Genomic DNA, 24,456 nt, shown 5'->3' on the forward strand with positions numbered 1-24,456 from the left:
CTCTCCATTCGCCCGCATCGTGAAGGTGCGGGCGGNAACTTCCGTCCGTTCAGGAGATCGCCGTGCAAAGCGTCATCTTTCCCAACAAGGTCCTGCCGTATCTGCTGGTCGCCCCGCAGATCGTGCTCACCGTGGTATTCTTCTTCTGGCCAGCCAGTCAGGCTCTGTACCAGTCAACGATGCGCGAGGACCCGTTCGGGCTTTCCAGTAATTTCGTCGGCATGGCAAACTTTTCCGCTGTGCTGTCCGATCCGAACTATCTGCATGCCTTGCAGGTGACGGTGGTGTTCAGTCTGTTGACCGCACTGGTATCTATGGGGCTGGCGCTGCTGCTGGCGACAGCCGTAGACCGCGTGGTGCGCGGCAAGGGCTTCTATCGCACACTTATGATCATGCCCTATGCCGTGGCTCCGGCCGTTGCCGGTATGCTTTGGCTGTTCATGTTCAATCCGGCCATGGGCACATTCGCCTATCTGCTGCGCCGCAACGGCATCGATTGGGATCCGCTGCTGGATGGAAACCAGGCCATGCTGCTGGTGGTGGCCGCTGCCGCCTGGAAGCAGATCAGTTACAATTTCCTCTTTTTCGTCGCAGGCCTTCAGGCTATCCCGAAATCGCTGCTCGAGGCAGCGTCAATTGATGGTGCGCGCGGCAGTCGCCGTTTCTGGACGATCGTCTTTCCGCTGCTGGCCCCAACGACCTTCTTCTTGCTGGTCGTCAACACGGTCTACGCCTTCTTCGACACCTTCGGCATCATTCATTCTGTCACCGGAGGCGGGCCTGCCAAGGCAACGGAAACACTGGTTTACAAGGTTTACAATGACGGTTTCGTCAACCTGAACCTCGGCTCGTCGGCGGCGCAATCCGTCATTCTGATGATCATCGTCATTGCGCTCACCGCGTTCCAGTTTCGGTTCGTGGAAAAGCGCGTGCATTACGGCTGAGGTGAGACCATGATCGAAAACCGTCCTGTCGCCAGTCTGGTCGCACATCTGATGCTGATCCTCGGCATCATCATTGTCGCCTTCCCGATTTATTACACCTTCATCGCATCATCTATGACCTCCAACGACATCATCCGTCCGCCCATGTCGCTGCTGCCGGGCGGGCATCTGGCGGNAAACTACGGTGAGGCCATGTCCACCGGCGTCGAACGCGTCGTCGGAGTCAGCTTGGAGCGGCTGCTGTTCAACAGCTTCGTCGTCGCACTGGCCATCGCCATCGGCAAGATCATCATTTCATTCTTGTCGGCCTTCGCCATCGTCTTCTTCCGCTTTCCATTCCGCATGGGCTTCTTCTGGATGATCTTCATCACGCTGATGCTACCGGTGGAGGTACGAATCCTGCCGACATACAAGGTCATCGTTGATCTTGGCCTGATCGACACCTATGCCGGGCTGACCCTGCCGCTGATGGCATCTGCAACGGCAACTTTTTTGTTTCGGCAATTCTTTCTGACGATACCCGGCGAAATGGTCGAGGCGGCGCGCATCGACAATGCAGGGCCGTTTCGTTTCATGCGCGATATTCTTCTGCCTCTGTCGAAGACCAATATCGCCGCGCTTTTCGTGATTTTGTTCATCTATGGCTGGACGCAGTATCTCTGGCCGCTTCTCGTCACCAACGACGCCAAGATGAACACGATCATTATCGGTCTGAGACGCATGGTGGATTTCACCGATGCATCGACCCCCTGGAACTATGTGATGGTTACCGCGATCCTGGCCGTCATNCCCCCCATTATTGTTGTTGTGCTGATGCAGCGTTGGTTCGTCAAAGGCTTGGTGGAGACTGAAAAGTAATGGCAAAAATTGTCCTGAAGGATGTCCGCAAGGTTTATGGCGGTTCTGTCGAGGCCATCAAAGGCGTATCGATGGATATAGCCGATGGCGAGTTGATTGTCCTGGTCGGGCCATCGGGCTGCGGAAAATCGACGCTGCTGCGCATGATTGCCGGGCTTGAGAGCATTTCCGGCGGCGAGATATCCATCGGTGACCGGGTCGTCAACGATGTCGAACCCGCCGACCGTGACATCGCCATGGTGTTCCAGAATTATGCGCTCTACCCGCATATGAGCGTGCGACAGAACCTGTCCTATGGCCTGAAAAACCGCAACACTCCCAAAGACGAGATAGACCGGCGCATATCGGAAGCTGCCAAGGCGCTGGAGATCGAGCAGTTCCTTGACCGCAAACCGCGCCAACTCTCCGGCGGTCAGCGTCAGCGTGTAGCGATGGGGCGAGCCATCGTCCGCAAGCCCGCTGCGTTTCTGTTCGACGAGCCGTTGTCCAATCTGGACGCCAAGCTGCGGGTGCAGATGCGTGTCGAAATTCGGCGGCTGCAGCGAGCGCTTGCCACCACCAGTGTCTATGTTACCCACGACCAGATGGAGGCCATGACCTTGGCTGACCGTCTGGTGGTTCTGAACGCCGGGCGGATCGAACAGATCGGCAGTCCGATAGACCTTTATGAACGCCCTGCAACAACCTTCGTCGCCACCTTTATCGGCTCGCCGTCCATGAACCTGCTGCCGCATGTTACCGGACAGTCGGCAGGTGCCGGATGGTCGCTGGTCGATAGCACATCGCTTCCCGGCAACGTCCGCACGCTCGGTATCCGCCCGGAAGACATTACGGTTGCCGACGCAAGCCTTGCCTCAGGCGGATTTCGCGGTGAGGTGCGGGTAGATGCGGTGGAACTGGTTGGGGCTGAAAGCTACGTTCACGGGGCGTTTTCAGACGGTTCGGTCATCGTATTCCGCGTTCCCGGCCGCTCGCGCATCCAGATTGGCGAAACATTGGCAATCGCAGCCGATGTAAAAGATTTCCATCTGTTCGATGAAAGCGGCCAGAGGCTGGAGCAGTCCGACCTGACCTTGCGTCTTCAACAGCCAGTCTCTTAGCGACTGTGTCGAGCGGCATCATATTCGACGTTTCTGTTGTGCAGTTGCGACCAATTTGAATGGCAACATTTTCTCGGATATGGCCCGCTCTGTGTCACGCCGATAGCCAACACCAGCGGGGAACGTCGGTTTCCCTTGATGTTGAAGCCGATCAAGCCAAATGTATGGCCCGCCGGTTGTAGTGTAACAGCGGAACTAACCTTTTTGTTGCGAGGCTTTTTGGCGGCGGCAACGCTCCGAACAGTATTTAACGTCATCCCAAGTCTTCGCCCATTTCCGCCGCCAGAGAAATGGGAGGCTGCACGTAACGCATGANTTTGTCGGCAAGTTCCCCTTTTTGATGATCTTCGGCATTTGTCATTCCTTCTCCACGTCATCAAGCGTCATCAGCTATAAACGCAAAGGCCAGCTACCAGTTTCGCCAGATAGCAACCCGTCGCACCCATGTCCAAAGTGAAACCTTCCCAGGACCCGGATAATCATATCAAAAATTATCGCGCAATCTTTGCCGAAGGCAAGTGCGTGGCATGGCCAAAGAGCAACAGCGCCAATGAGCGGAATGGCTTCAATGTCACGACTAACGAAGAGTGGATCAGACTGAGCCTTTGCTCCTGACAGCGAAGCGGCTCGGGGAGGTAAATGACCGCCCCGAGCCGTTTTACGTGGCTTGTAGAATGAATAGTATCGGGGGCAGGTCGCCTTCTGTGTTGAGCACTTTCGTCAATGGCTGAACGCCACGATCGCCTTTGGCCTCATGAAACTGCTTGAGCTTTTTATTGCCGAACCAGCCATCAGTTTGCCAACTGCCTTTCAGGCAAGATTGGACCTTCTGGCCGAGAGCGATCCTACAGGGTGTCNTTTCCAAGCGTCTGTTTCAATAGGTGAATGGCATCGAGAATATCGGCCTTGATTGCCACGCACAGCGCTTCGGCATCCCCCCGGCGAATGGCTTCCAGTGTCATCTGATGCTTATCGACGATGGTTGTCGTTTCATTCATCTCATAGACGCTGCGCATGAACGGACCAAACTGCATCCAAATGCTTTCCAGCAGAGCGACGAGGACTTCCGACCCTCCAGCTCGGTATAGTTCGAAGTGAAACTGATAATTTTCGCGCATGTAGGTGTCTGCATCCTTGGCTCCGTAGCTCTGGTTCATGCGTGAATCACATGCCTCCATCACGCTTATGGTCTCAAGCGTCACATAGGGCAGCGCCCGGCTCGCGCAGAGAGGCTCCAGTTGCAACCTGGCTTGCATAAGCTCCTCGAAACGTCTGTGTGTCAGTTCGGGAATACACACCCGGCCGTTGCGGCGCACTTCCAGGGCGCGCTCGCCACCGAGGCGAGTAATCGCTTCTCGAACAGGCATCAGGCCGACGCCCATGCTTTTGCTCAGACCCCGCAGACTGACGCTCGTACCCGGAGAAAACCGACCCGAAATCAGTTGTTCGCGAAGAGCCTGGTACACCTGTTGCTGTTGGGTCGATAGTTCTCGCATGANTTTATAAAGCTCCCGTGCGCCGTCATATGACGTCGCCGTAATAGGCAAACTCTTCGTCCGTCACCTCAGCAGAAAAGAAGCGGAGTTCCGCACGCTTCAGCGCAATGAAAACTGCGGCCATACGTGCGCCAAGGGCGTCCTTTAGAAAATCCGATCCCTCGGCCTTGTCAATCGCCGCACTCCAGTCGCATGGCAGGGTCGTTCTGGTATCGTCGCTGTAGGTGGATGATTCTGCGTCAGGCTCGATCCTGNTTTCGATCCCCTTATATATTCCGGCAAGAACGGTAGCCGCCACCAGATAGGGGTTCGCATCGACACCGGGTGAGCGATGTTCAAGATGGCGGTTGGCTTGGTTTCCTGCCGGAACCCTGAGGGCGACGCTGCGGTTGTTGCGCCCCCAGGTCGGAGAGGTTGGGGCATAGCTGTTGCGGGAAAAACGACGCCAGGAATTCAAATTGGGTGCGAATATCAGCATCGAATCCGCCATGGTGTGCTGCAGGCCGCCAATGGCGTGGCGCAGCATGGGCGCAAGATCGTTGTCCACATCGGCGAACAGGTTGCGGCCCGACGGGTCCGCAAGACTGGCATGAAGATGCATGCCAGAGCCAGCGTGCTTCGCAAATGGCTTGGCCATGAAATTGGCCCGCATGCCGTGCCGGAGCGCGAGACCTCGAACGAGACGCTTCAGCATCACAAGGTCGTCTGCCGCGCGCAGCCCGTTTGCCTGATGACGCAGTGTCAGCTCATATTGGCCGGGAGCATATTCGGAGATGATCGTCTCCACAGGCAGGTTTTGGGCGGCAGCGGCGCGGTAAAGCGCATCGATAAACGGCTCGAATTGATCCAGCACGGCGACGCTATAGACATGGCTCTGTTTCGACTCACGTCCTGAAAGAGGCAAGCGTGCAGCCTTGGGTTTTCCCAGAACATCGTTTTCGGCATTGAGGAGATAGAATTCCAGCTCGAACGCCAGCACAGGGAATAAGTCTTTTGCCGCAAATCGCTCGATCTGGCGTACCAGAGCCTGCCGTGGATCTGCGCTCATGGCTGATCCATCGAGTTCATACAGCATGACGCGAACTTCGCCGCGTTCGGGTGACGTCCAGGGCAATGTCACGAGTGATCCGGCTATCGGCCACGCAATTCTGTCGGCATCGCCGTCGTCCCATGTCAAACCTGTCTCATCCACATCAACGCCTGTCACATCCAGCCCCAGAATGGAGCCGGGCAGATGTCGGCCGGACCGGAACAGTGGCAAGAGTTCATGGCGGCGGATAATCTTGCCGCGCGCTACCCCGTTCGGATCGATCAGTACGAGGTCGAAGCCTTTTATGTCCGGGTGTTGCTTAAGAAACGCCTGGGCTTCCTCGATAGGTGCCGCGTTGAGTGGACGTGTTCCGGTCATGTCATGCAGCCTTCGTCATTCGATCTAGAATTTTCTCAAAGCTGGCGACAAGGCCAGCGACATTCTCTTCGCTGGTGGTCGGTGCCACCAGAACCATATTGTGGAATGGTGTTACCAGATATCCCAGATTGAGAAATGCCGTATGCAATGCCTTCTGGATTGTCGGGTTGGCCGCCTCGTGGGCTTCACTTGCGTTCAGCAGTGGATGAGGCGAGAACACGATTTCGAGCCGTGCGCCAACGCGGCCAACATGCCACGGCAATTCATGGCGTTTGATAGCCGCAGAAAAGCCCGTCTCGACAGCATCGGCGAGACGGTTCATTGTGTTGTGCGCCTCGGGTGTCATCACCTCTTCGAGGCAGGCCTTCAGGCAGGCAAGCTGCAAAGCGCTGCCCGAAAGCGTCGTGCCTATGCCAGAGTGGCCTGTACCAGTATTTGCCGCGCGCACGGCGTCGAACCCGCTCGCGACATCGTCTGTCATGCCCCATACAGCAACCGGAATGCCACCGCCGACCGGCTTCCCGACGACGAAAATATCCGGCTCCAGACCGTGCACTTTCGTGTACCCGCCATATCCGGTCGAAATCGTATGCGTTTCATCGATGTGCAGCAGCGTGCCGTGGGACCGCGTCAGCTCCCGCAGCGTCTTATGAAACCCGGGAAGCGGAAGAATCATGCCGCAATTGGTCATGACTGGCTCCGCCACGACGCAAGCGATGTCACCTTCCTTCAACGCCGCTTCAAGAGCCGGGACATCATTGAATGGAATACACACCGTCGTTTCGGCCAGATTTACCGCTTGGCCAAGCAGGCCGTTGCGAGCGACCGTCTGCCCGTCCACAAGGTCCACCAGCGCTTCATCAGCCGCGCCATGGTAGCAACCATCGAACACCAGGATCTTTTTACGCCCCGTCACGGCACGTGCGACCCGGAAGGCAAAGCGGTTGGCGTCACTGGCGGTGGCCGTCACCTGCCACATGGACATGCCGAATGNTGCGCGCAACAGTTGGCCAACGGCAGTGAGATCCTTGGAGGGCAACATGGTCGTCAGGCCCAAGGTGCTGGCCCCGGCAAGCGCATTCAGGATCGGCTGCGGTCCGTGCCCGAACATCGCGCCGCTGTCACCAAGGCNAAAATCGATCGCGTGATTTCCGTCGACATCCCAGACCTCACTTCCGGTGGCTTTGGATATCACGACCGGGAACGGCATTGGCCAGTCGCGCATCCAGTATTGCGGCACCTGATTGAAGAACCCGGAAGATGGCGCGTCGAAAATTTCCTGGCTGCGCGGTCGCTGGCCCGTGAAGAGCGCAGTTTCCTCGGCTAGAATCTGCTTCGCGGCAGTGACTATGGAGTCAGAGTTCAGTGATCTGGCGGGGGAAATGTTCTGCACTGGTCAAGGCCTCTCAAGCGGAAGAATGTGATCACAGTTATGGATGAGCACATTTTCTGTCAATGTGAATCTATGTTTATCTCTGGTAATTATGGGAGAAAATTGGGTTCTTATTCGTCCTTGAGGAAGTAAAGATGNTTATGTGATCACGTTTAGAATGAATGGCTATTTAGGGGCATTGGATGGTGAGGTAGATTGCCCCATCAAGTCTGAGCTAAAACTTTCGACAATAAACTCCTTGACGGGCCTCCAACACGGTGTTTGGATAAGTGGATACAAAAATCCAGAGGGCGACGATGGCGATTTCATATGCATCCACCGCACACGTCGCCTCAACGGCTGAGGAAGAGGCCTATACGTACCTCCAGCAGGCGCTGCGTTTCAGCCGCTATAAGCCGGGTGACCGCCTTATTCCCGAAGAGATCGCTGCGGAAATAGGAATGAGCCGCATGCCGGTTCGTGAAGCCTTTAGGCGGCTGGCGGCCGATGGTCTCGTCACGCTCCGCCCCAATCGCGGCTGCGTGGTGGCAGGCCTTACGCTTGATGAGCTCAACGAGACGTTTGAGATCCGCTCTGTCCTTGAGGGTCTTGCAGTGCGCATCGTTATGCCGCGTCTGACGCTGGAGAGCTTCGAAGAACTGGATAGATTGCTCTTGCGCATGGAACGCGCTGGCGAGACCGGCAGCAGTGACTGGGTGCTGCGCCACCAGGAATTTCACGCTTTTCTCTACGAGATCAGCGGGCGACCGAAACTCATCCGCCAGATCGCGGCGCTTCACGTGGCCATCGAGCCTTACATGCGCATCTGGTTCGATTATGTCGACAAGCCGCTTTCTGCCCGCGAGGAACATCAGAACCTCATCGACGCTTTCAGGTCAGGCGATGTCGCCGAGGCCGAAAGGGTTATGCAGGAACACGTGCTTTGCACGGCATCGCTGCTTGCCGATTTCGCAAGTCCTAGCCGGCGCTGATCGCCGACTGGAAAATTGTCCGAAGCCGGGGAAACATCTGGCAAGGACGGGGAACAGCCGTTCAGGCGGCACAACAACAAGGGAAAAGCCATGACATCTCGTCGTATGGCCGCGATTGCGGCTGCCTTCATGACAATCATATCCGCGCCGCTTGCAAGTGCGGCGGATGCGCCAAAAGCCATTACTATTGCGACCGAAGGTGCCTATGCGCCGTGGAACTTCACCACCGCCGACGGCAAGCTCGACGGGCTTGAAATCGAAATCGCTAACGATCTGTGTGCTCGCATGAAGATCAAGTGCACCATCATCGCGCAAAACTGGGACGGTCTCATCCCCTCGCTGACCGTTGGAAAGTTCGACGTGATCATGGCCAGCATGTTCATCACGCCCAAGCGCCTAGAAACGATTGCTTTCAGCAAACCCTACGCTGTCGATCCTTCGGGTTTCGCGGTCGCAAAGGAAAGTGACCTCGGCAAGCTTGGAATTTCCAATGAGAAGTTCAAGCTTGAGGACGAAGCCGTTTCCAAGGCTGCTATCGAGAAGTTGAAGCCTCTACTCAAGGGCAAGGTCGTCGGCGTCCAGTCCGGCACGACAAACCTCGAATTCGTGAAGAAGTATTTCGGCGATACGGTCGAGATCCGCGAGTACAAGACGACGGAGCAGCATGACCTCGATCTGGCCGCTGGCCGCGTGGACGCGCTCTTCTCTCAGCAGACGGTGCTCGCCGCTACGCTCGCCAAGCCTGAATTTGCCGACTATACCGTTGCAGGCCCAGGCTTTGTCGGCGGCATATTTGGACTTGGAAGCGGCGCAGGGATGCGCAAGGAAGACAAAGCGTTGAAGGAGATGTTCGACACAGCCATTGATGCCGCAATTGCTGACGGCACGATCAAGCGCTTGTCCGAAAAGTGGGTGCATACCGACGTCACGCCGGTGAAGTAACACGCGCAGACCGGGCGGGATCAACTGGCGAAGGTCATTCGATCCCGTCCCANTTTTCACAAAGCGGTTTTGCGTCGATCCGTCGTCGCCGACCGTGTGACAGGTCTTGAAACCTCATGTTCGATAAATTTCTTCTGCTCGGTTTCGGACCCGGAGGCTGGGGTGCGGCATTGCTCGAAGCCACCGGCGTCACCCTTCTCCTCTCGGTAGCAGGGTTTGCGCTCGGGATCGTCTTTGGTGGGCTGGCGGCAGCCGGTCGGCTTTCCGCAGCGCGACTTCCGCGCGGCATCGCGTCCGCCTACGGGATCGTGTTTCGCGGCGTGCCGGATCTCCTGACGATCTACTTCTTCTATTACGGTGGGAGCGTCGCGCTGACGGCATTGTTCCGTCTGTTCGGTGCGGAAGGTTTTGCAGGCTTGCCAGCCCTCGCCACCGGGATCGTGACCATTGGCTTCATTTCCGGGGCCTATCAGGCTGAAGTCTACCGGGGCGCTTATCTGGCTGTCGACCAGGGCCAGTTCGACGCGGCCAAAGCGTTGGCACTGACGCGCATCCAGATGCTCCGCCTCGTCATCGTGCCACAATTGCTGCGCCACGCCATTCCCGGTCTTGGCAATGTCTGGCAACTTGTCTTGAAGGACTCGGCTCTTATTTCCGTCATTGGCCTTGTTGAGCTGATGCGCCAGGCGCAGATCGGGGCGGGTTCGGCACGGGAGCCTTTCTTATTCTATGGCGCCGNCGCCGTGCTTTATTTCGCCATCGCTGGCATCACCGGCATCGTCTTCGGGCGGGCTGAAGCCAATGCTTCGCGTGGGGTTGTTCACTGATGATCGATCCCGGCTTTTTCCTCGAAATCATACCGAAGCTTCTGGCTGGCCTGCCGCTGACGCTCGAACTGGCTGGCTCCTCAGTCTTGCTCGGCTTCGTCCTTGCGCTTGTTCTCGCGCTGGCGCAGCAGGGGCAAAAGCCTTTCATCGTCTGGCCCATCAGGACATTCGTCGCGATCTTTCGGGGCACGCCGCTTCTGGTCCAGATATTCCTTATCTATTACGGGCTCGGCCAATTCCGCCCGACACTGCAGATGCTCGGGCTTTGGTCATTGTTTCGCGAGCCTTATTGGTGCGCAATTCTGGCGCTGACGCTGAACACCGCCGCCTATGGCAGTGAAATTCTGCGCGGTGCGATCCGCAATGTGCCGCGCGGGCTGTCGGAAGCAGCCTCTTCGCTGGGCCTGTCGCGCGTGCTGACGTTGCGGCTGGTTGTCCTGCCGCTGGCCCTGCGTCAGGCGTTGCCCGCCTACAGCAATGAGATCATCCTCATGGTGAAGGGAACCTCGCTTGCCTCAATCATTACGCTGACCGAGGTGACCGGCATAGCGCAGGAATTGATCGCCCAGACCTACCGCGCCATGGAGGTGTTCATCGCAGCCGGCGCAATCTACCTCGTTCTCAACTTCCTCATCGTGCGGGCGCTCGCGCTGCTCGAGGCAAGGCTGACGCCTGATCGCGTGCGCAGCTGAATCACTTTCTATGACTGCATATAACGGAGACTAAAAGGCAATGCGCAATTTCGAGACGCCGACGCGATCGGTCGCCGTATCCGCCACGGCAATGGCCGCGACATCACACCCATCCGCCACATTGACGGCAATCAACATCCTGCANGCAGGTGGTAACGCCATGGACGCTGCCATTGCGGCCTGCGCTGTCCAATGCGTCGTCGAACCGGGATCGACCGGCATTGGCGGCGATTGTTTCGCGCTTTATGCACCGAAGGGCGGAGCCGACGTGATCGCCTATAATGGTTCGGGCCGCACACCGGCAGCCCTGACGGTGGACTGGTTCGAGGAGCGCGGCCTGACCGAGGTCCCGCGTCAATCCCCTTCCTCTGTTACCGTTCCCGGAGCCATCGACGCCTGGACGCGACTTCACGCGGATCATGGTCGCCTTCCTTTTTCCGAGGTTCTGGCGCCCGCAATTGCTCTTGCCGAAAACGGATATGCCATTTCGCCGCGTGTGCATCGCGACTGGGTTAAGGAAGAGAAACTGCTTGAGGCAGACGAGGCCGCATCCCGCATTTTCCTGCCACGGGGCCGCGCGCCGCGCATTGGCGAGATGCACCGTCAGCCGGAATTGGCCGCCACCTTCCGTAGGATCGCTGCCGAAGGCAGTGACGGGTTTTATCGCGGGCCGGTTGCCGAAGATATGGTGGAGCGACTGCGCTCTCTCGGTGGGCTTCATACGCTTGAGGACTTCGCCAATGCCGAGGGCGAGTACGTGACGCCCATCACCACGACGTTCCGCGATTACACAATCCACGAATGCCCACCCAATGGGCAAGGCATCATTGCGCTGATGATCCTCAACATCCTGTCGCATTTCGAGGCCGCAGGCGCGCCGGATGCGACCGATCGCATGCACATCGAAACCGAGGCGACACGGCTTGCCTATGCGGCACGCGATGCGTGGTTGGCGGACCCTGCCAAGGCCGATGTCCCCGTCGAGGAAATGCTGTCCAAGGAATTCGCCAGCAGGCTTGCCGGCATGATTGATCTTAAGCAGGCGATTGCGGACTTGCCTCCATTTGAACTGCCGCGCCACCGCGATACTGTCTATATCTCCGTGATCGATTCAGAGCGCAATTCAGTGAGCTTCATCAATTCGATCTTCGACTGTTTCGGTAGCGGCATTGTCGCGCCGAAATCGGGGGTCATGCTGCACAACCGTGGCCAGAGTTTCTCGCTGAGGCGCGGCCACCTCAATATGATCGCGCCAGAAAAGCGTCCGCTGCATACGATCATCCCGGGCATGGTGACGCGCAACGGCCGTACCGAAATGTCTTTCGGCGTGATGGGAGGCTACTATCAGGCCATGGGTCACGCCCATCTGATGTCCAAGGTGCTCGATTATGGCATGGACATGCAGGATGCCATCGACCTGCCGCGTTTCGTGCCTGCAAGCGGGCTTGCGCCAAAGATCGAGGTGGAGCAAACGGTTCCGGCTTCGACCATTGCGGAACTTCAAGCGCGCGGCTTTGAGATCGTGCCGACGGAAGACCCTATCGGTGGCGCACAGGTGATCCGCATCGACTGGGAGAACGGAACGCTTTCAGGCGCATCGGAATCGCGCAAGGACGGGGTTGCACTGGGTTATTGACCCTTTGGTTTCTTGCTGGAAGTGGTCATAGCTAGGTACACGCCGCGATGGGGCTCGCCACGAAGTGTTCGACTACGTCGAAATGTTCTGCAACCCCAACCGCAAGCATGTCAGAAACGGAATGCTGTCGCCAGTCGTCTTCGAAAAACAGCAGACAACTTGACCCTGGGGTGTCCACGAAACTCGGGGCTATTGAGGAGATGCCTTGGCGAGACGGAAGAGCTGGAACCATAGCCCGGCGTTCAAGGAGAGGAGCATGTGCTGCCATCNGGGCGCGAACCGATGATGGTGAAATTGGCAAGGGGAACGTATATAAAATCTGCCGTCCATGCCATGACGGGACGCTAAACTCTTATCCGACCCAAATATTTGATACTTCGTCTACGGTAAGCTGAGATCGGTGGTTTGGAAACTCGTCGCCTCGATAGCTGGTAAGCATATGGNAAATGTCGTTGCGAAGACAGGTGCGAGGTTGAAGCATCAACATTATCTTCTGGGTCAACGCATTTTGCAGCGTGGCAAGTGCCCCTACGGAACTCCCCTCCGCAATGACCACGATGTCGACCGTATCAGGATCGGTCGGTTCGTCTTGAGGAAAAACATCATATATTTGGTTCGGCGCGGCAAGCGCCAATCGGAACCCAAGTATGCGGGCTTTCTCTGTGAGTTGCTGCAAAACGATTTCTAACTCGCATGCCAATGCATGCGCTTCATCGCGTCCAACAGAATAGGCCTGTACGAGTGCGGCCCCACCTATTCCGTTTCCGCCTGCTGACGTTACCACTCCGGGAATACGAAGGACGCTCGAGAAATACCGACGCATCTTGAGCGACCAAGGAGTTGGGTTGCGAACGAGGTCGAGATAGGCGTGGTGCTCGATGACGTTGAGGTCTTCGAGCTCGTNAAGGGTAAAGTAGGTTTCACTGTTGGCTGAAGACAGGTAGCGGCGGGCAGCACGCATGCCAGGAACTGTCAGTCGCTCTGGAACATGCTCGAATGTGTGCCAGGCTTCGTATTCTTCCGCAAGCTTGGACGGATAATCATTCCAGAGTGCGAGAATGGCGGCTGCCATCAAACCTCTCCCATGCGGTCACTCGGGTTCCGATAGCGTTAACTGGAACATCGGTGCCAACTCGTTCTATCGTCCAGGNAAACTCATGGCCGATGGTGATTGGTATGGCGCTTTCTATCGACTTGTAGCCCGGTGTGCATTGTGCGATATGAGGGTCAGTGCCGCATATGCCAGCAGAATGCACACGGATCAGCACCTCGTCAACGGTAATGGTGTCAGCCGCGCCAGCTGAGAAAGCGCTGTTCGACCTGTCCGATTGCAAAATTAACGATCAAGCCCATGACCGAAAGGATCGTGACGCCAGCGNAAAGCNTTTCGAGGTCATATAGCGAGCCTGCTTCAAGAATATAGGAACCGACACCATATTGCGCGCCGAGCATTTCCGCGGCGACAAGAAGAATGATGGCGATCGAGATTGACACGCGCAGACCGGAAAGGATGGCGGGGAAAGCCCCGGGCAGAACGATCTTGCGAATGATGGACCACCAACTCAGCCCGAAACTCTGGCCCATGCGGATTAACGTGCGATCGACATTATCGACGGCGCCATAGGTTGCGACAACGGTCGGCGTGAAAGTGCCGAAAGCGATCAAGGCGTATTTCGACATTTCATCTATGCCGAACCAGATGACGAAGAGCGGTAGCAGCGCGATCTTCGGGATCGGAAACACCGCGGCGACCACCGGCACCAAGCCAGCGCGAACATAGCTGAACAGGCCGATCAGGACGCCGACCGATATGCCAACCGTGATGCCCATGACTGCGCCGACGAACAGCCGCTGCAACGATAGCAGCAGGTGTTTCCACAAAAGACCGGTCTGCCAGAGTTGCACGAAGGTTTCGAGCACTGCAGAGGGTCTCGGCAGTGTCAGGTTGGAAATGAAGCCACTGCGGGTGCCGACTTCGGCAAGCGCGATCAAAAAGATGAAGACGGCGATGCCCACGCCGCGCACCGGGATCGGCGCAAAGCCGCCGCCTCGAAATGCCACTGGACGAATCGGCGCAGTCTTGCTGTCCGTCCTGTCGCTGCTGCCTGCTTCGGGCGTATTGGCAAGCATGGTTACGTCAGACATTGACCAACTCCTTGTCGGCTGCCATCGCCTCGTCGCGCATCAGGTCCCAAAGCTGTTTCTGTTTTTCTTCCAGCACGGGATCACCGAGATGTCGATCGGATAGAGGGATGTCGATATCAACGATTGCTCTGATCTGGCCGGGGCGGCGGGAAAGCACGACGACACGGTGGCCCAGCCGGACCGCTTCGTTGAGGTTGTGGGTAACATAGACGGATGTAAACGGCTGCCGTGTCCACAGCGAGATCAGGTCATCCATCAAGAGCTCGCGTGTCTGGCTGTCGAGTGCCGAAAGCGGCTCGTCCATCAGCATGACAGCGGGACGGACCGCCAGGGCCCGGCTGATCGCCACGCGTTGGCGCATGCCACCCGAAAGCTGTTTCGGAAGGGCCTTTCGGAAGTCCGACAGGCGGGTTCGGTCGAGAACATCTGTGACGATCTCCTCCATCTCTCGCCGACTGATACCATGGTCCTCAAGCACAAGCCGGATGTTGCCTTCGACCGTACGCCAAGGCAGCAGGGCAAAATGCTGGAAGACATAAGTGAGAGGGTTGAGGGAGCCCGGCGGAGGATTTCCGACCTGCAAAACCTCGCCTGAGTTTGGGCGTTCTAGACCACCGAGGAATCGCAACAGGGTTGATTTGCCGCAACCGGACGGCCCGACCAGACAGATGATCTGGCCCTGCGGTATGTCGAGCGAGATGTCTTTCAGAACCTCCACGGCTCCGTAGGAATGGCTGATGTTCTTCAGCTTCAGGTCCATGGGTCCTCCCTGCGGAGGCCGTGAGGCCTTCGCGNAAATAGCAGGCTGATCAGATCGTCTTGACGTAGGACGTGTCGAACAGCTGTTCGTGGGTAATCGCGTCCTTGACCATGCCTTCGGCCTTGAACCAGTCGAGCTGTTCGACACAGCTGCCAAGCGACAGTGCGAGATCGGCGTTGATGCGCATGGCACCATCGACCAGATTCTGCTTGGCCGCTTCGAAAGGGCTGTCGCTTTCAACATATTTGTGGACGATCTTCGCCAGAGCATCACGTTCGGCGTCGTCAGCCTTATTGTCCACAAAAGCAGCGTTGTAATCTGCAATCGCGCGCGAATACGCTTTGACGAAGGCTGCCGTCATCTCGCGTTCACTGGCGGCATTCTTGGTCGAGGTAAAAGCGGTCGTGACCTGGTAATCCGGGGCGTAATCAGAGACCAGGCCGATCTGTTTGGCAGCGCCTTCGCGAATCATTTTCTTCGCGACATTCGGCTGAATCGCCCAGGCGTCGATCTGACCTGTGGTCAATGCGCCGACAATGGCGCCCAGCTTCTGCAGCGGGCGCAACTGCATGTCCGACAGCTTGATATTGTTTGCGACTGCAATTTTGTGGGCCATGAAGTGGAATGACGAGCCCGCAGTTGTGATGCCAAAGCTTTTACCGGAGAGCTTCGAAGGGTCCGTGAGGCCGGCGTCATAGGCCTTGTTGGATGCAAGGATGATCGCGCCGGTGACGCCCTTCTCCTCGGTCAATGCGCCACCAATAACCTTGATGGCATCTTTCTGGGCAAGGCTGATAAGGCCACCGCTCATCGCAGTCACACCGAAATCTGCATCACCGGAAGCAATTGCCACGGCCATCGGCTGGGCGGCTTCGAAGAATTTCAGCTCGATATCCAGTCCGGCGTCCTTGTAGTAGCCGCGCTCGAAAGCGATGAAGCTTGGCGCGTGGCTGGCGAGGTGAAGGACTGCGAGATTGCGTGTTGCGGCACGGGTGGGTAGGCCGAAGGCCGCCGCGCTGCCGAGAGCGCCCATGCCGATAAGCGCCTGACGGCGGCTCAAAAATACGTTCATTCCAATTCCCTTCCCAAACATGACGTGTCTGAAGCGCCATACGCCTTCATTGCCACCGACTGAAAAGGAAGACAACGAACAATGATGATGTCTCCCATGCCTTTAAGGCAGGTCGATGACATTTTTTGTCAGGTCAGCGGCATCGCAGGCTTGGTAAACCGTCATTTGAATCTTGCACAATCAGTCGTTTCCGNTTTTCATGGGGCATTCACAGTCTTGTCAAGAAATGGCAAGAGTTCTTCGAGCACTTCAGTAGCGGCGGTCTCCGGTAGCAGGTGGCCGCCACCGATGCCCCTTCCTTCGATCTTGCTTGCCCAGTCAGCCCATATGTCGAGAGGCTTGCGACCTCCGCCATAGAGGCGGTCTTTTTCCCAAAGTACCAGAACTGGGATTTGGANTTTCCGGCCAGAAGTGCGATCGGCAAGATCGTCAGCTTCGTCAACTGTGGCACCAGCTCTATAATCCTGGCACATGGCGTGGCGAACGTCGGGATTGTCGAAGGCGCGCCTGTAGTCTTCCAGCGCCAAAGGATCGATCAGTTCAATANTTTCCGCCATCTTGCCAAGTGTGAGGTCGATGAGGAAACCTGGATCTGCCGCCATAAGCGTTTCAGGCAGAGGTGCCGGTTGGGCCATCATGAACCAGTGCCATGCACCCATGCCGAAAGCCTTGCTGGCACCTTCCCACATTTCCGGCGTTGGCACGACAGTGACCGAAACGAGCGCTGTGACGGATTCTGGAAAGTCCAGCGCCATCCGATAGGCAACCCGCCCGCCGCGATCATGTCCAACGACCGTGAATCGCTGATGTCCCATTGCCACCATCATTTCATGCAGGCTTTTCGCCATGCGACGTTTGGAGCCCATGCCTTGCGAATTGCCAGTGACGCGACTGTCGCCATAGCCCGGCAGGTCAGGAATGACCACGGTGTATGCATCAGCCAGAGCAGGCGCAATTCTATGCCACGCCGAGCGAGTTTCTGGATAGCCGTGCAACAGCAGGATCACAGGGCCAGTACCAGCAATCAGGACAGCNAAATCAACATCTGGCGTCTCGATGCGCTTATCTTCGAAGCCGTGGAATAGGTCGTTTGCGCCTCTATACATTTGTTTTCGTTCCAGCTTGAGTGTTGGGCGCGACCGCTGCGACATCCAGCAATGCGGTGATCAAGATGTCGACACGCCGTTGTCACCGCAACCGCGTCGTTTGCGGTCAGTTCTGCAGTTGGATTAAAGGGGTGTTTCGTCCTGACATCTTCAATATCGATGTGGATATTAAACGGGACGGTTGGCTTGCGACAGAGGCGGCCAAGACCGAAACGGCGGTGAGGAAACATTCGCTTTCAATGACACCCTCTGAGACCTTCGCTTATTTCGCGGCAGCACAACATGTCGGTAGAGTGATGATCAATCCAGCCGCCTTTCTGCCATCTGACGGGAAATAAGGCGCCAGATAGTCTCCGTGACGTTTTGGAATTGGGTGTCGAGATGCGTATCAGACATTGAGTTGACACGTCATTGATGACAGATGTCGAGAAGTGTCAGGGCGGCCTTGCTGGCATGACGCTCCTTGTGTCTGAGAAGACGGAATTCACGGANCGGCGCCGGGAAGTTGACCTCACATAACCTGCCGCTTTCGATATATTGCTGGGCGGCAAGTCTTGACACGGCGGTCGCGCCGCTGCCTGCCAGCAGGGCGCAAAGAATTGATTCATTCGATGGCAGGACCAGCACCGTATGCAGGGTGCTGGCTTTTATGCCCATTTCCTCAAGGGCTTCCTCAAAAGCGGAACGGGTGCCGGAGCCCACTTCGCGCATAACCCATCGTCCTTCTCGTATGTCGTCGGCTGCAAGGGCTTTTTTACTCGCCCATGGATGGGAGGGGCCGACGACGACGACCAGTTCGTCATGCGCGACGATAGACGCTGCAAGCGCGGGTTCATCAAGCTCACCTTCGACAAGGCCTATATCGGCTTCGCCGCTAATAACCGCATCCGCTACGGTGCGTGTGTTCCCGATTGTCAACGTCAACTCTATACCGGGAAAGTTGTTGTGAAATTCCATCAGACGCGGTGGCAGCCAGTAGCTGGCGATTGTCTGGCTGGCGAAAACGCTGAGCGAACCCCGTTGCATGCCGCCAAGCTCGCTGAGGATGAGTTCGACCGATCGTGACCGTGCGAGAAGTGTACGCGCCTCTTCCAGAAAAATGCGACCTGTCGGCGTAAGTTCGATGCGGCGCCCGATCCGGTGGAAAAGCTCGACACCGTAGTGTTGTTCGAGATTGCGGATCGATGCGCTCACCGCTGAGGGCGTCAGATGGATCGCAGCAGCAGCCTTGGTCAGGTGCTCACGTTCAGCGACAGCGACAAAAATTGCGAGTTGTTCGAAAGTCATAGGAAATCGTTCTGTTTTTCCGAATGAAACGTAGAATTTTATTCGATGGAAGTAAATTAAGTTAGATGAAAAAACTGTCACAAATTATCACTTGAGACAGCACATTATGAGNTTTTTCCGCACACGTCAGATTATTCCCGGCCTTGCTGTTTGCGTTGCTGTTGCAGTTGCAGCCTACCTCTTGGCGCGTGTTCAACATGCTCTGTTCGGTGCCGGGTTTCTGGAGGCATTGGTCTTTGCGATTATCCTCGGCATCATGACCCGCACCGTATTGTCTGAGAGAAACGCCTGGCGGCCCGGCATCAGTTTCAGCTCCAAGACGTTGCTGGAAATCGCCATTGTCCTCCTCGGCGCATCGATCAGTTTTGCGACGATTAGGAGCGCAGGTCTGACGTTGATCATATCAGTCGTGGCGATCGTCACCATTTCGATCTATGTGAGCTTTGCTGTGGCCCGGTTGCTCGGCCTGTCACCACGGCTTGCGATGCTGATTGCCTGCGGAAATTCAATCTGCGGTAATTCGGCAATCGTCGCGGTGGCGCCGGTGATTGAAGCCAATTCTGATGAAGTTGCCTCCGCGCTCGCCTTCACGGCAGTGCTCGGTGTCGCCTCTGTTCTTCTTCTGCCACTCCTTTACGTGTATGCAGGCCTTGGGGCTGCGCAATACGGTGCGCTTGCCGGTCTGACAGTGTACGCCGTTCCACAAGTTCTGGCCGCCGCCACCCCCGCAGGTCTGGTTGCCGTCCAGACGGGAACTGTCATCAAACTTCTACGCGTCCTCATGCTCGGACCGGTGATCTTTACGTTGGGTATTCTCCAAGGCAGGGCCGCCCGGCGTGCGGGGCGAACCACTTCCCGTGGTCATCTCGTCCCTTGGTTCATCATCGGCTTCATGGTTGTCGTGGTCATCCGGTCGCTGGGTCTCATCCCATCCGATGTCGTGACTATACTGCTGACGATCTCAAGTGGGCTGACGGTCGTTGCAATGGCCGGATTGGGGCTTTCGGTGGATATTCGTACGGTGGCGAGTGCCGGTGGGCGCGTCATTCTTGCTTCATCGATTTCGCTGCTTCTGCTCATAGCGGTCAGCTATTTCGTCGTGATCGCTGCGCTTCAGCCGTGAGAGACTCGGTTCTGCCGCCGCGTCTCAAGACGCGACTGCGAACCGGCCCAGTGCCCCGCGTGCAAAGCACAGAGGTTCTCCATCGCGATGGGCTGCTCGTAAGACGCGGCCCAACAGGATGGAATGATCGCCACCGTCGTAGATTGAGGCACGCTCACATTCGAAACGGCTCAGTGTGCCGGGTATGATAGGGACCCCTTCGGGGTTCTCGTCCCAGGAAAACTCCTCGAAACCAAGCCCGCCACGGGTGAAGCGGCTGCTCAAATCGCCTTGGTCGGCGCCGAGGACGTGAATTGCGAAATGGGTGGCGCCTGCAAAGAAATCATGTCGGGATGACGTTTTGGCCGGGGACCACAGGATCAACGGCGGATCAAGCGAGACCGAAGAGAAGCTGTTGACCGTCATTCCAATTGGCCCGCCCGGCGTCTGCGCGGTCACGACCGTGATGCCGGTCGGGAAANTTCCGAGGGCAGTGCGAAAGCTGCGTGCGTTTGCAGCGTCCGGAACGAACCTGTGTTCATCATGGGAAGGCATGCTGTTGTTGGATGTCATCAGGGCACCTCATGACCTTTTGCCAAAGTGTAGAGCTCAAACCACATCTGTCTGTCCATAACCACCTGGCTTGCTTGGGAGATTGCAGCGATGCGCTTAAGGTTGTTGGTTCCAAGGACAGGGAGAATCTTGGCCGGATGCCGAAGCAGCCATGCGACGGCGACTGCAGCGCTATCGACACCCTGGGCGGCAGCGATTTTTGTCATGGCATCGGCAAGAGCGCCGTCCGCCGTCATCAACGACCCGCCACCAAGCGGTGACCAGGCCATAACGGCAAGGTTCCGTTCCTGAAGATAGGCGAGATCACCATTGGTGAAGGCCGATGTTTCGCCAAGGCTGAGTTCGATCTGATTGGTGACCAGTTCACTTTCCATGTGCGTTTGCAACAGCGAAAAGTCCCATGGGCGGAAGTTTGAAACACCAACGCTGAGGACTTTCCCAGATGCTACCAACTCATCGAGCGCTGCACCGGTTTCGTCCGGGTCCATCATTGGGTCCGGTCGATGGATCAATAATAGGTCGATATGGTCGGTTGCCATGTCGCGCAGCGATGCCTCGATGGAGGCATTGATATGCTCTGCCGATGTGTCGTAATGCTTGACGCGCGCCGACGAATGGCGACCTGCCGGTGCGACAATGCCGCATTTCGTGACGATTTCGACCTTGTCGCGCAGCGAGGGTGATGCCTTGAAAGCTTCGCCCAGTATTGCCTCGGCGGTGTAGCCACCGTAGATGTCGGCCTGGTCAAGGGTCGTGATGCCCTGTGCAAGGCATGCCTCGATCTTGGCCTGAACATGAGCCGCGGAGGTGTCCGCGTCATCGCCTACCCGCCACATGCCATAGACGATACGGCTCAGCGAAAGGTCAGATGTGAGTTCGATGCGATCCATCAGTGACGGTCTCCATTTCCAAGAGGTGTTGCTGGTGTTGAGGCAGGCACACGCCCGTGCACATGCGGCAGGGAGCAGGTCTTCAACTGCGGCAGGACCTTGCGACCGAAATGTTCGGCCTCATCCAGATGCGGGTAGCCCGAGAAGATAAAGGCACGAATTCCCATCTTCTTGTAGTCTTCAATTGCACTCATGACCTGATCAGTCGATCCGACGAGTGCGGCGCCACAGCCTGAGCGGGCGCGTCCGATCCCTGTCCAAACATTGGGCTCGATATAACCGAACTTGTCCGCCAGTTCACGTGCTTTTGCCTGATGCGCAACGCCGAGCGAGATGCTGTCATGAGCGCGGTTGCGGATCAGTTGGCCATACTCATCATCAAGTTTGGAAACGAGATGTTCGGCGTATTCCTGCGCTTCTTTTTCGGTATCGCGAACGATCATGTGAACGCGCAGACCATAATCGAGCGTTCGACCGTGCGCTTCTGCGCGCGCGTGAACGGCGCGCATGCGCTCGGCAAGCTGTTCCCTGGTTTCCGGCCACATGAGATAGACATCGCACTGCGCACCACAAAGCTCTAAAGCATCTGGAGAATAGCCACCGAAATACAGCAGAGGCCCGCCATTTTGCTGGTAGGGGCGGGCAGGTTCAGTCGAGACGCCCTTGAACTGATAGATTTCTCCGTCGTGGTCGATTGTTTCGCGTGTCCATGCCTGACGCAAAATTTCCACCACTTCGTGGCTGCGGCGGTAACGGTAGGCACTGTCGGCGACTTCGCCGGGAAAATCGGAGCTGATGACGTTCAGCGTCAAGCGACCCTTGAGCATATGGTCGAGCGTGGCCACCGTGCGGGCCAGCATGATGGGCTGCATCTCGCCACAGCGGATCGCAGCCAGCATATTGATCTTGTCTGTAATGGGAGCGCAGCCCGCGACAAAGCTCAGCGTATCCTGCCCGACTTGATAGGAAGATGGACACAGAACATTGCGAAAGCCAAGCTCTTCGGCTTTCTTGACGATGGAGGAACAATGGTCCCAACTCGAACGCAGCGAACCATCGGGAACCCCCATATAGGCGTAGTCATCGGAGCAGAGCGCTGAGAACCATGACACTTCGGCAGCATCAAGATCAGCAGACGTTACAGGCACAATCGTCATGAAATCCTCCTCACAGGACGTTGCTCATTTAACTAACATCCGCTATTTAGTAAATCAATAATGTATCAATTTTTTCTACCATTGGCCGGGAGGGGTTGGGAATGAGGAGTTCTAGAGGAAGTCTGCCGGTGTATCTCCAGATCGCAGAGACGCTTGTGCGTGATATAACTGCCGGTCGCCTGATAGACGGAGAGAAGCTTCCACCGGAGCGTGAGATGGCCAATACCCTTGGGATTGCGGTCGGAACGTTGCGAAAGACCCTTGCCGAGCTTCACAGTCGCGGATTGCTGGAGCGGATTCAGGGGTCGGGCAATTATATTCGCGCGGTCACGGATCCCAAAAGCGTCTATGCCATGTTTCGCCTGGAGCTGATCTCCGGTGGGGGCTTCCCAACAGCGGAAATCCTCAGCGTCAGCCGCCAGGTCAAGCCAGAAGAACTGCCATCATTCGGAGCCTCCTGTGAAGGGCATCGCATCCGTCGGCTGAGGCGGATCGCGGGGAAGACTGCCGCCATTGAAGAAATATGGCTCGACGGCTCCTACATAGACAACGTCGCAGCCGAGGATTTGTCAGAATCGCTCTATCTCTATTACCGGACGCGGCTGGGGTTATGGATAGCGAAAGCGGAAGACCATATCGACCTTGGCCACGTTCCGGACTGGTCACCGGAAGCCTTCAATCCGAAATGCGGTGAGCCGGTCCCTCATGTCCTACGTATAAGCTCTTCCCATGAAGGCATGACAGCTGAGGTTTCTCACACATGGTATAACCCGAGCGTCGCCCGCTATGTCAACCGCCTCAGATAGGTTTCAACGGCCGCTCGATATGATCAAAATCAATTTGTCTCATTTCGTGTTTTNAAAAAATCCGAAATTACGCCGAGAAATCAAAGCATAAATTTCAAATTTAAACGGAATAAATTAAATTGATACACCATTGATTTCCATNAATCATGACGTATGCTTTCTCACAAGAGGAGCCTCGGAGCAACGTTGCCGAGGGTGGGTGATTAGGAATGGCATCAGTTAAGCTTACAAAGCTTGAGAAGAGTTACGGCGCATTGCGCATCGTCAAGGGAATTGATCTGGAGATCAACGACGGGGAGTTCGTTGTTTTCGTCGGTCCTTCCGGCTGCGGAAAATCCACCACGTTGCGCATGGTGGCCGGTCTGGAAACCATCACCGGCGGTGAGGTGAGGATCGGCGATCGCGTCGTCAACCGGCTGGNCCCACGCGAGCGTGATATCGCCATGGTCTTTCAGGACTACGCGCTTTATCCGCACAAGACCGTTCGTGAAAATATGGGTTTCAGCCTTAAGGTGCGGGGTATCGCTGCTGGCGAGGCGGCAGCGCGGGTCGATGACGCCGCCAACATGCTGGGCATTTCCCATTTGCTGGATCGGCGTCCCGGACAACTCTCAGGTGGCCAGCGCCAGCGCGTGGCCATGGGGCGCGCCATCGTGCGCCGCCCGCAGGTGTTTTTGTTCGATGAGCCGCTGTCCAATCTCGACGCCAAATTGCGTNGGCAAGTTCGAACCGAAATCAAGAAGCTGCATCAGGCTCTTGGCACAACGATCATCTATGTTACCCATGATCAGGTCGAGGCGATGACGCTTGCGGATCGCATCGTCATCCTGAAGGGTGGCGAAATCGAGCAGGTAGGCACGCCGGATGAGGTCTATAATCGCCCGGCCAGTGTTTTCGTCGGCGGTTTCGTCGGTTCACCGGCGATGAATTTTGCNAAAGCCAAGACCGCTGGCGGCAATCTGGNTTTTTCAAACGGCGATTATCTGCCGATCTCGGCGCTTCAGGCGTCCGGTCATGCCGGTGCTGTCGAAGGAAGAGAATTCGTTGTCGGCATTCGCCCCGAGCACTTTAGCGCGGATGTGTCTCAGGTATCGCTGACCTGCAAGGTTCAGGTTGTCGAACCCTTGGGGTCTGACACTCTGGTTCATTTCGCCATAGGCAACGAGATTCTAACGGCGCGCATGCCGCCGGAGACGCAAATCAAGGCTGGCGAGACTTTGAAAATCGGCGTTGATCCCGGCAAAATCCATCTGTTCGACGTAGAGACAGAACGCGCAGTCTAAGCCTTGAT

At 56.8% G+C, this 24,456-nt stretch carries 25 protein-coding genes and 1 pseudogene; 13 read left to right on the forward strand and 13 right to left on the reverse strand.

Annotated features, from left to right (window positions below; all coding sequences use genetic code 11):
• Nucleotides 1-62: 62 nt before the first annotated feature.
• The 3 genes from ugpA (at nt 63) to CUC55_RS12370 (ending at nt 2,902) form a co-directional block, all read left to right on the forward strand.
• Nucleotides 63-944: a sn-glycerol-3-phosphate ABC transporter permease UgpA gene (ugpA, locus tag CUC55_RS12360; RefSeq protein ID WP_067647516.1), complete on the forward strand. Its 882-nt coding sequence runs from the start codon at nt 63-65 to the stop codon at nt 942-944.
• Nucleotides 945-953: 9 nt separating this feature from the next.
• Nucleotides 954-1,802: a sn-glycerol-3-phosphate ABC transporter permease UgpE gene (gene ugpE / locus CUC55_RS12365; RefSeq protein WP_103088052.1), complete on the forward strand. Its 849-nt coding sequence runs from the start codon at nt 954-956 to the stop codon at nt 1,800-1,802.
• Nucleotides 1,802-2,902, forward strand: a complete 1,101-nt coding sequence (locus CUC55_RS12370) for a sn-glycerol-3-phosphate import ATP-binding protein UgpC (RefSeq protein WP_067647522.1) — start codon at nt 1,802-1,804, stop codon at nt 2,900-2,902. The genes ugpE and CUC55_RS12370 overlap by 1 nt, the downstream gene beginning before the upstream one ends.
• A 195-nt stretch (nt 2,903-3,097) precedes the next feature.
• Here the strand turns inward: CUC55_RS12370 and CUC55_RS12375 are convergent, their stop codons facing one another.
• The 4 genes from CUC55_RS12375 to CUC55_RS12395 all read right to left on the reverse strand — a co-directional run bounded on the left by CUC55_RS12375 (nt 3,098) and on the right by CUC55_RS12395 (nt 7,199).
• A complete protein-coding gene (locus tag CUC55_RS12375) occupies nt 3,098-3,256 on the reverse strand; it encodes a DUF2256 domain-containing protein (protein WP_210200679.1) in 159 nt (52 codons plus the stop codon).
• A gap of 491 nt (nt 3,257-3,747) precedes the next feature.
• The gene (locus tag CUC55_RS12385; RefSeq protein WP_103088054.1) at nt 3,748-4,398 is read right to left on the reverse strand and encodes a GntR family transcriptional regulator; all 651 of its coding nucleotides are present in this window, start codon (nt 4,396-4,398) and stop codon (nt 3,748-3,750) included.
• 25 nt (nt 4,399-4,423) lie between these two features.
• Nucleotides 4,424-5,806: a glutamine synthetase family protein gene (locus tag CUC55_RS12390; RefSeq protein WP_103088055.1), complete on the reverse strand. Its 1,383-nt coding sequence runs from the start codon at nt 5,804-5,806 to the stop codon at nt 4,424-4,426.
• 1 nt (nt 5,807) lies between these two features.
• Nucleotides 5,808-7,199, reverse strand: a complete 1,392-nt coding sequence (locus tag CUC55_RS12395) for a transaminase (RefSeq protein ID WP_245417748.1) — start codon at nt 7,197-7,199, stop codon at nt 5,808-5,810.
• Between the two features lie 296 nt (nt 7,200-7,495).
• Here CUC55_RS12395 and CUC55_RS12400 point away from each other — a divergent pair, with 296 nt between their 5' ends.
• The 6 genes and pseudogenes from CUC55_RS12400 to CUC55_RS22735 all read left to right on the forward strand — a co-directional run.
• Nucleotides 7,496-8,170, forward strand: a complete 675-nt coding sequence (locus tag CUC55_RS12400; RefSeq protein WP_067647537.1) for a GntR family transcriptional regulator — start codon at nt 7,496-7,498, stop codon at nt 8,168-8,170.
• A gap of 90 nt (nt 8,171-8,260) precedes the next feature.
• Nucleotides 8,261-9,112: a transporter substrate-binding domain-containing protein gene (locus tag CUC55_RS12405; RefSeq protein ID WP_067648257.1), complete on the forward strand. Its 852-nt coding sequence runs from the start codon at nt 8,261-8,263 to the stop codon at nt 9,110-9,112.
• Nucleotides 9,113-9,228: 116 nt separating this feature from the next.
• Complete coding sequence (locus CUC55_RS12410) at nt 9,229-9,939, forward strand: ABC transporter permease (RefSeq protein ID WP_103088056.1); 711 nt, start codon at nt 9,229-9,231, stop codon at nt 9,937-9,939.
• The gene (locus CUC55_RS12415; protein ID WP_067647543.1) at nt 9,939-10,631 is read left to right on the forward strand and encodes an ABC transporter permease; all 693 of its coding nucleotides are present in this window, start codon (nt 9,939-9,941) and stop codon (nt 10,629-10,631) included. The genes CUC55_RS12410 and CUC55_RS12415 overlap by 1 nt, the downstream gene beginning before the upstream one ends.
• 40 nt (nt 10,632-10,671) lie before the next feature.
• Complete coding sequence (gene ggt / locus CUC55_RS12420; protein ID WP_103088057.1) at nt 10,672-12,267, forward strand: gamma-glutamyltransferase; 1,596 nt, start codon at nt 10,672-10,674, stop codon at nt 12,265-12,267.
• A 43-nt stretch (nt 12,268-12,310) separates the two neighbouring features.
• Nucleotides 12,311-12,430, forward strand: a pseudogene (locus tag CUC55_RS22735) (IS3 family transposase); the annotation flags it as partial.
• A gap of 877 nt (nt 12,431-13,307) precedes the next feature.
• Here the strand turns inward: CUC55_RS22735 and CUC55_RS12430 are convergent.
• The 5 genes from CUC55_RS12430 to CUC55_RS12450 form a co-directional block, all read right to left on the reverse strand.
• The gene (locus CUC55_RS12430; RefSeq protein ID WP_280953211.1) at nt 13,308-13,535 is read right to left on the reverse strand and encodes an alcohol dehydrogenase catalytic domain-containing protein; all 228 of its coding nucleotides are present in this window, start codon (nt 13,533-13,535) and stop codon (nt 13,308-13,310) included.
• A 19-nt stretch (nt 13,536-13,554) separates the two neighbouring features.
• Nucleotides 13,555-14,397, reverse strand: a complete 843-nt coding sequence (locus CUC55_RS12435) for an ABC transporter permease (RefSeq protein ID WP_245417758.1) — start codon at nt 14,395-14,397, stop codon at nt 13,555-13,557.
• Nucleotides 14,398-14,404: 7 nt separating this feature from the next.
• Complete coding sequence (locus CUC55_RS12440) at nt 14,405-15,172, reverse strand: ABC transporter ATP-binding protein (protein ID WP_067647556.1); 768 nt, start codon at nt 15,170-15,172, stop codon at nt 14,405-14,407.
• Between the two features lie 49 nt (nt 15,173-15,221).
• Nucleotides 15,222-16,244, reverse strand: coding sequence for an ABC transporter substrate-binding protein (locus tag CUC55_RS12445; protein ID WP_067647559.1), 1,023 nt, complete (start codon nt 16,242-16,244; stop codon nt 15,222-15,224).
• Nucleotides 16,245-16,441: 197 nt separating this feature from the next.
• Entirely contained in the window at nt 16,442-17,395 is a 954-nt protein-coding gene (locus tag CUC55_RS12450) for an alpha/beta fold hydrolase (protein ID WP_425352826.1), read from the reverse strand.
• 20 nt (nt 17,396-17,415) lie between these two features.
• On the opposite strand from CUC55_RS12450, the gene CUC55_RS12455 reads away from it, so the two are divergent.
• The gene (locus tag CUC55_RS12455) at nt 17,416-17,688 is read left to right on the forward strand and encodes a hypothetical protein (RefSeq protein ID WP_157940950.1); all 273 of its coding nucleotides are present in this window, start codon (nt 17,416-17,418) and stop codon (nt 17,686-17,688) included.
• 70 nt (nt 17,689-17,758) lie between these two features.
• Here the strand turns inward: CUC55_RS12455 and CUC55_RS12460 are convergent, their stop codons facing one another.
• Nucleotides 17,759-18,637, reverse strand: coding sequence for a LysR family transcriptional regulator (locus CUC55_RS12460; protein ID WP_103088062.1), 879 nt, complete (start codon nt 18,635-18,637; stop codon nt 17,759-17,761).
• Nucleotides 18,638-18,743: 106 nt separating this feature from the next.
• Between CUC55_RS12460 and CUC55_RS12465 the strand changes: the two genes are divergently transcribed.
• A complete protein-coding gene (locus CUC55_RS12465; protein ID WP_103088063.1) occupies nt 18,744-19,760 on the forward strand; it encodes a YeiH family protein in 1,017 nt (338 codons plus the stop codon).
• Nucleotides 19,761-19,784: 24 nt separating this feature from the next.
• On the opposite strand, the gene CUC55_RS12470 is transcribed toward CUC55_RS12465, so the two are convergent.
• Genes CUC55_RS12470 through CUC55_RS12480 form a run of 3 tightly spaced genes read right to left on the reverse strand, consistent with a single transcriptional unit; the run spans nt 19,785 to nt 22,359 of the window.
• Nucleotides 19,785-20,312 carry a flavin reductase family protein gene (locus tag CUC55_RS12470; RefSeq protein ID WP_103088064.1) on the reverse strand — a complete coding sequence of 176 codons (528 nt, stop codon included), beginning with the start codon at nt 20,310-20,312 and terminating at the stop codon, nt 19,785-19,787.
• Nucleotides 20,312-21,202, reverse strand: a complete 891-nt coding sequence (locus tag CUC55_RS12475) for an aldo/keto reductase (RefSeq protein ID WP_067647577.1) — start codon at nt 21,200-21,202, stop codon at nt 20,312-20,314. Before CUC55_RS12475 ends, CUC55_RS12470 begins: the two co-directional genes overlap by 1 nt.
• Nucleotides 21,202-22,359, reverse strand: a complete 1,158-nt coding sequence (locus tag CUC55_RS12480; protein ID WP_067647580.1) for an LLM class flavin-dependent oxidoreductase — start codon at nt 22,357-22,359, stop codon at nt 21,202-21,204. Before CUC55_RS12480 ends, CUC55_RS12475 begins: the two co-directional genes overlap by 1 nt.
• Before the next feature lie 101 nt (nt 22,360-22,460).
• Here CUC55_RS12480 and CUC55_RS12485 point away from each other — a divergent pair, with 101 nt between their 5' ends.
• Together CUC55_RS12485 and CUC55_RS12490 are read left to right on the forward strand one after the other, a co-directional pair.
• Nucleotides 22,461-23,165: a GntR family transcriptional regulator gene (locus tag CUC55_RS12485; protein WP_067647583.1), complete on the forward strand. Its 705-nt coding sequence runs from the start codon at nt 22,461-22,463 to the stop codon at nt 23,163-23,165.
• A 209-nt stretch (nt 23,166-23,374) separates the two neighbouring features.
• A complete protein-coding gene (locus CUC55_RS12490) occupies nt 23,375-24,448 on the forward strand; it encodes an ABC transporter ATP-binding protein (protein WP_103088065.1) in 1,074 nt (357 codons plus the stop codon).
• The last annotated feature ends 8 nt before the right edge of the window (nt 24,449-24,456 follow it).

The sequence above is a fragment of the Agrobacterium bohemicum genome (assembly GCF_002896715.1).
Taxonomy (GTDB): domain Bacteria; phylum Pseudomonadota; class Alphaproteobacteria; order Rhizobiales; family Rhizobiaceae; genus Agrobacterium; species Agrobacterium bohemicum.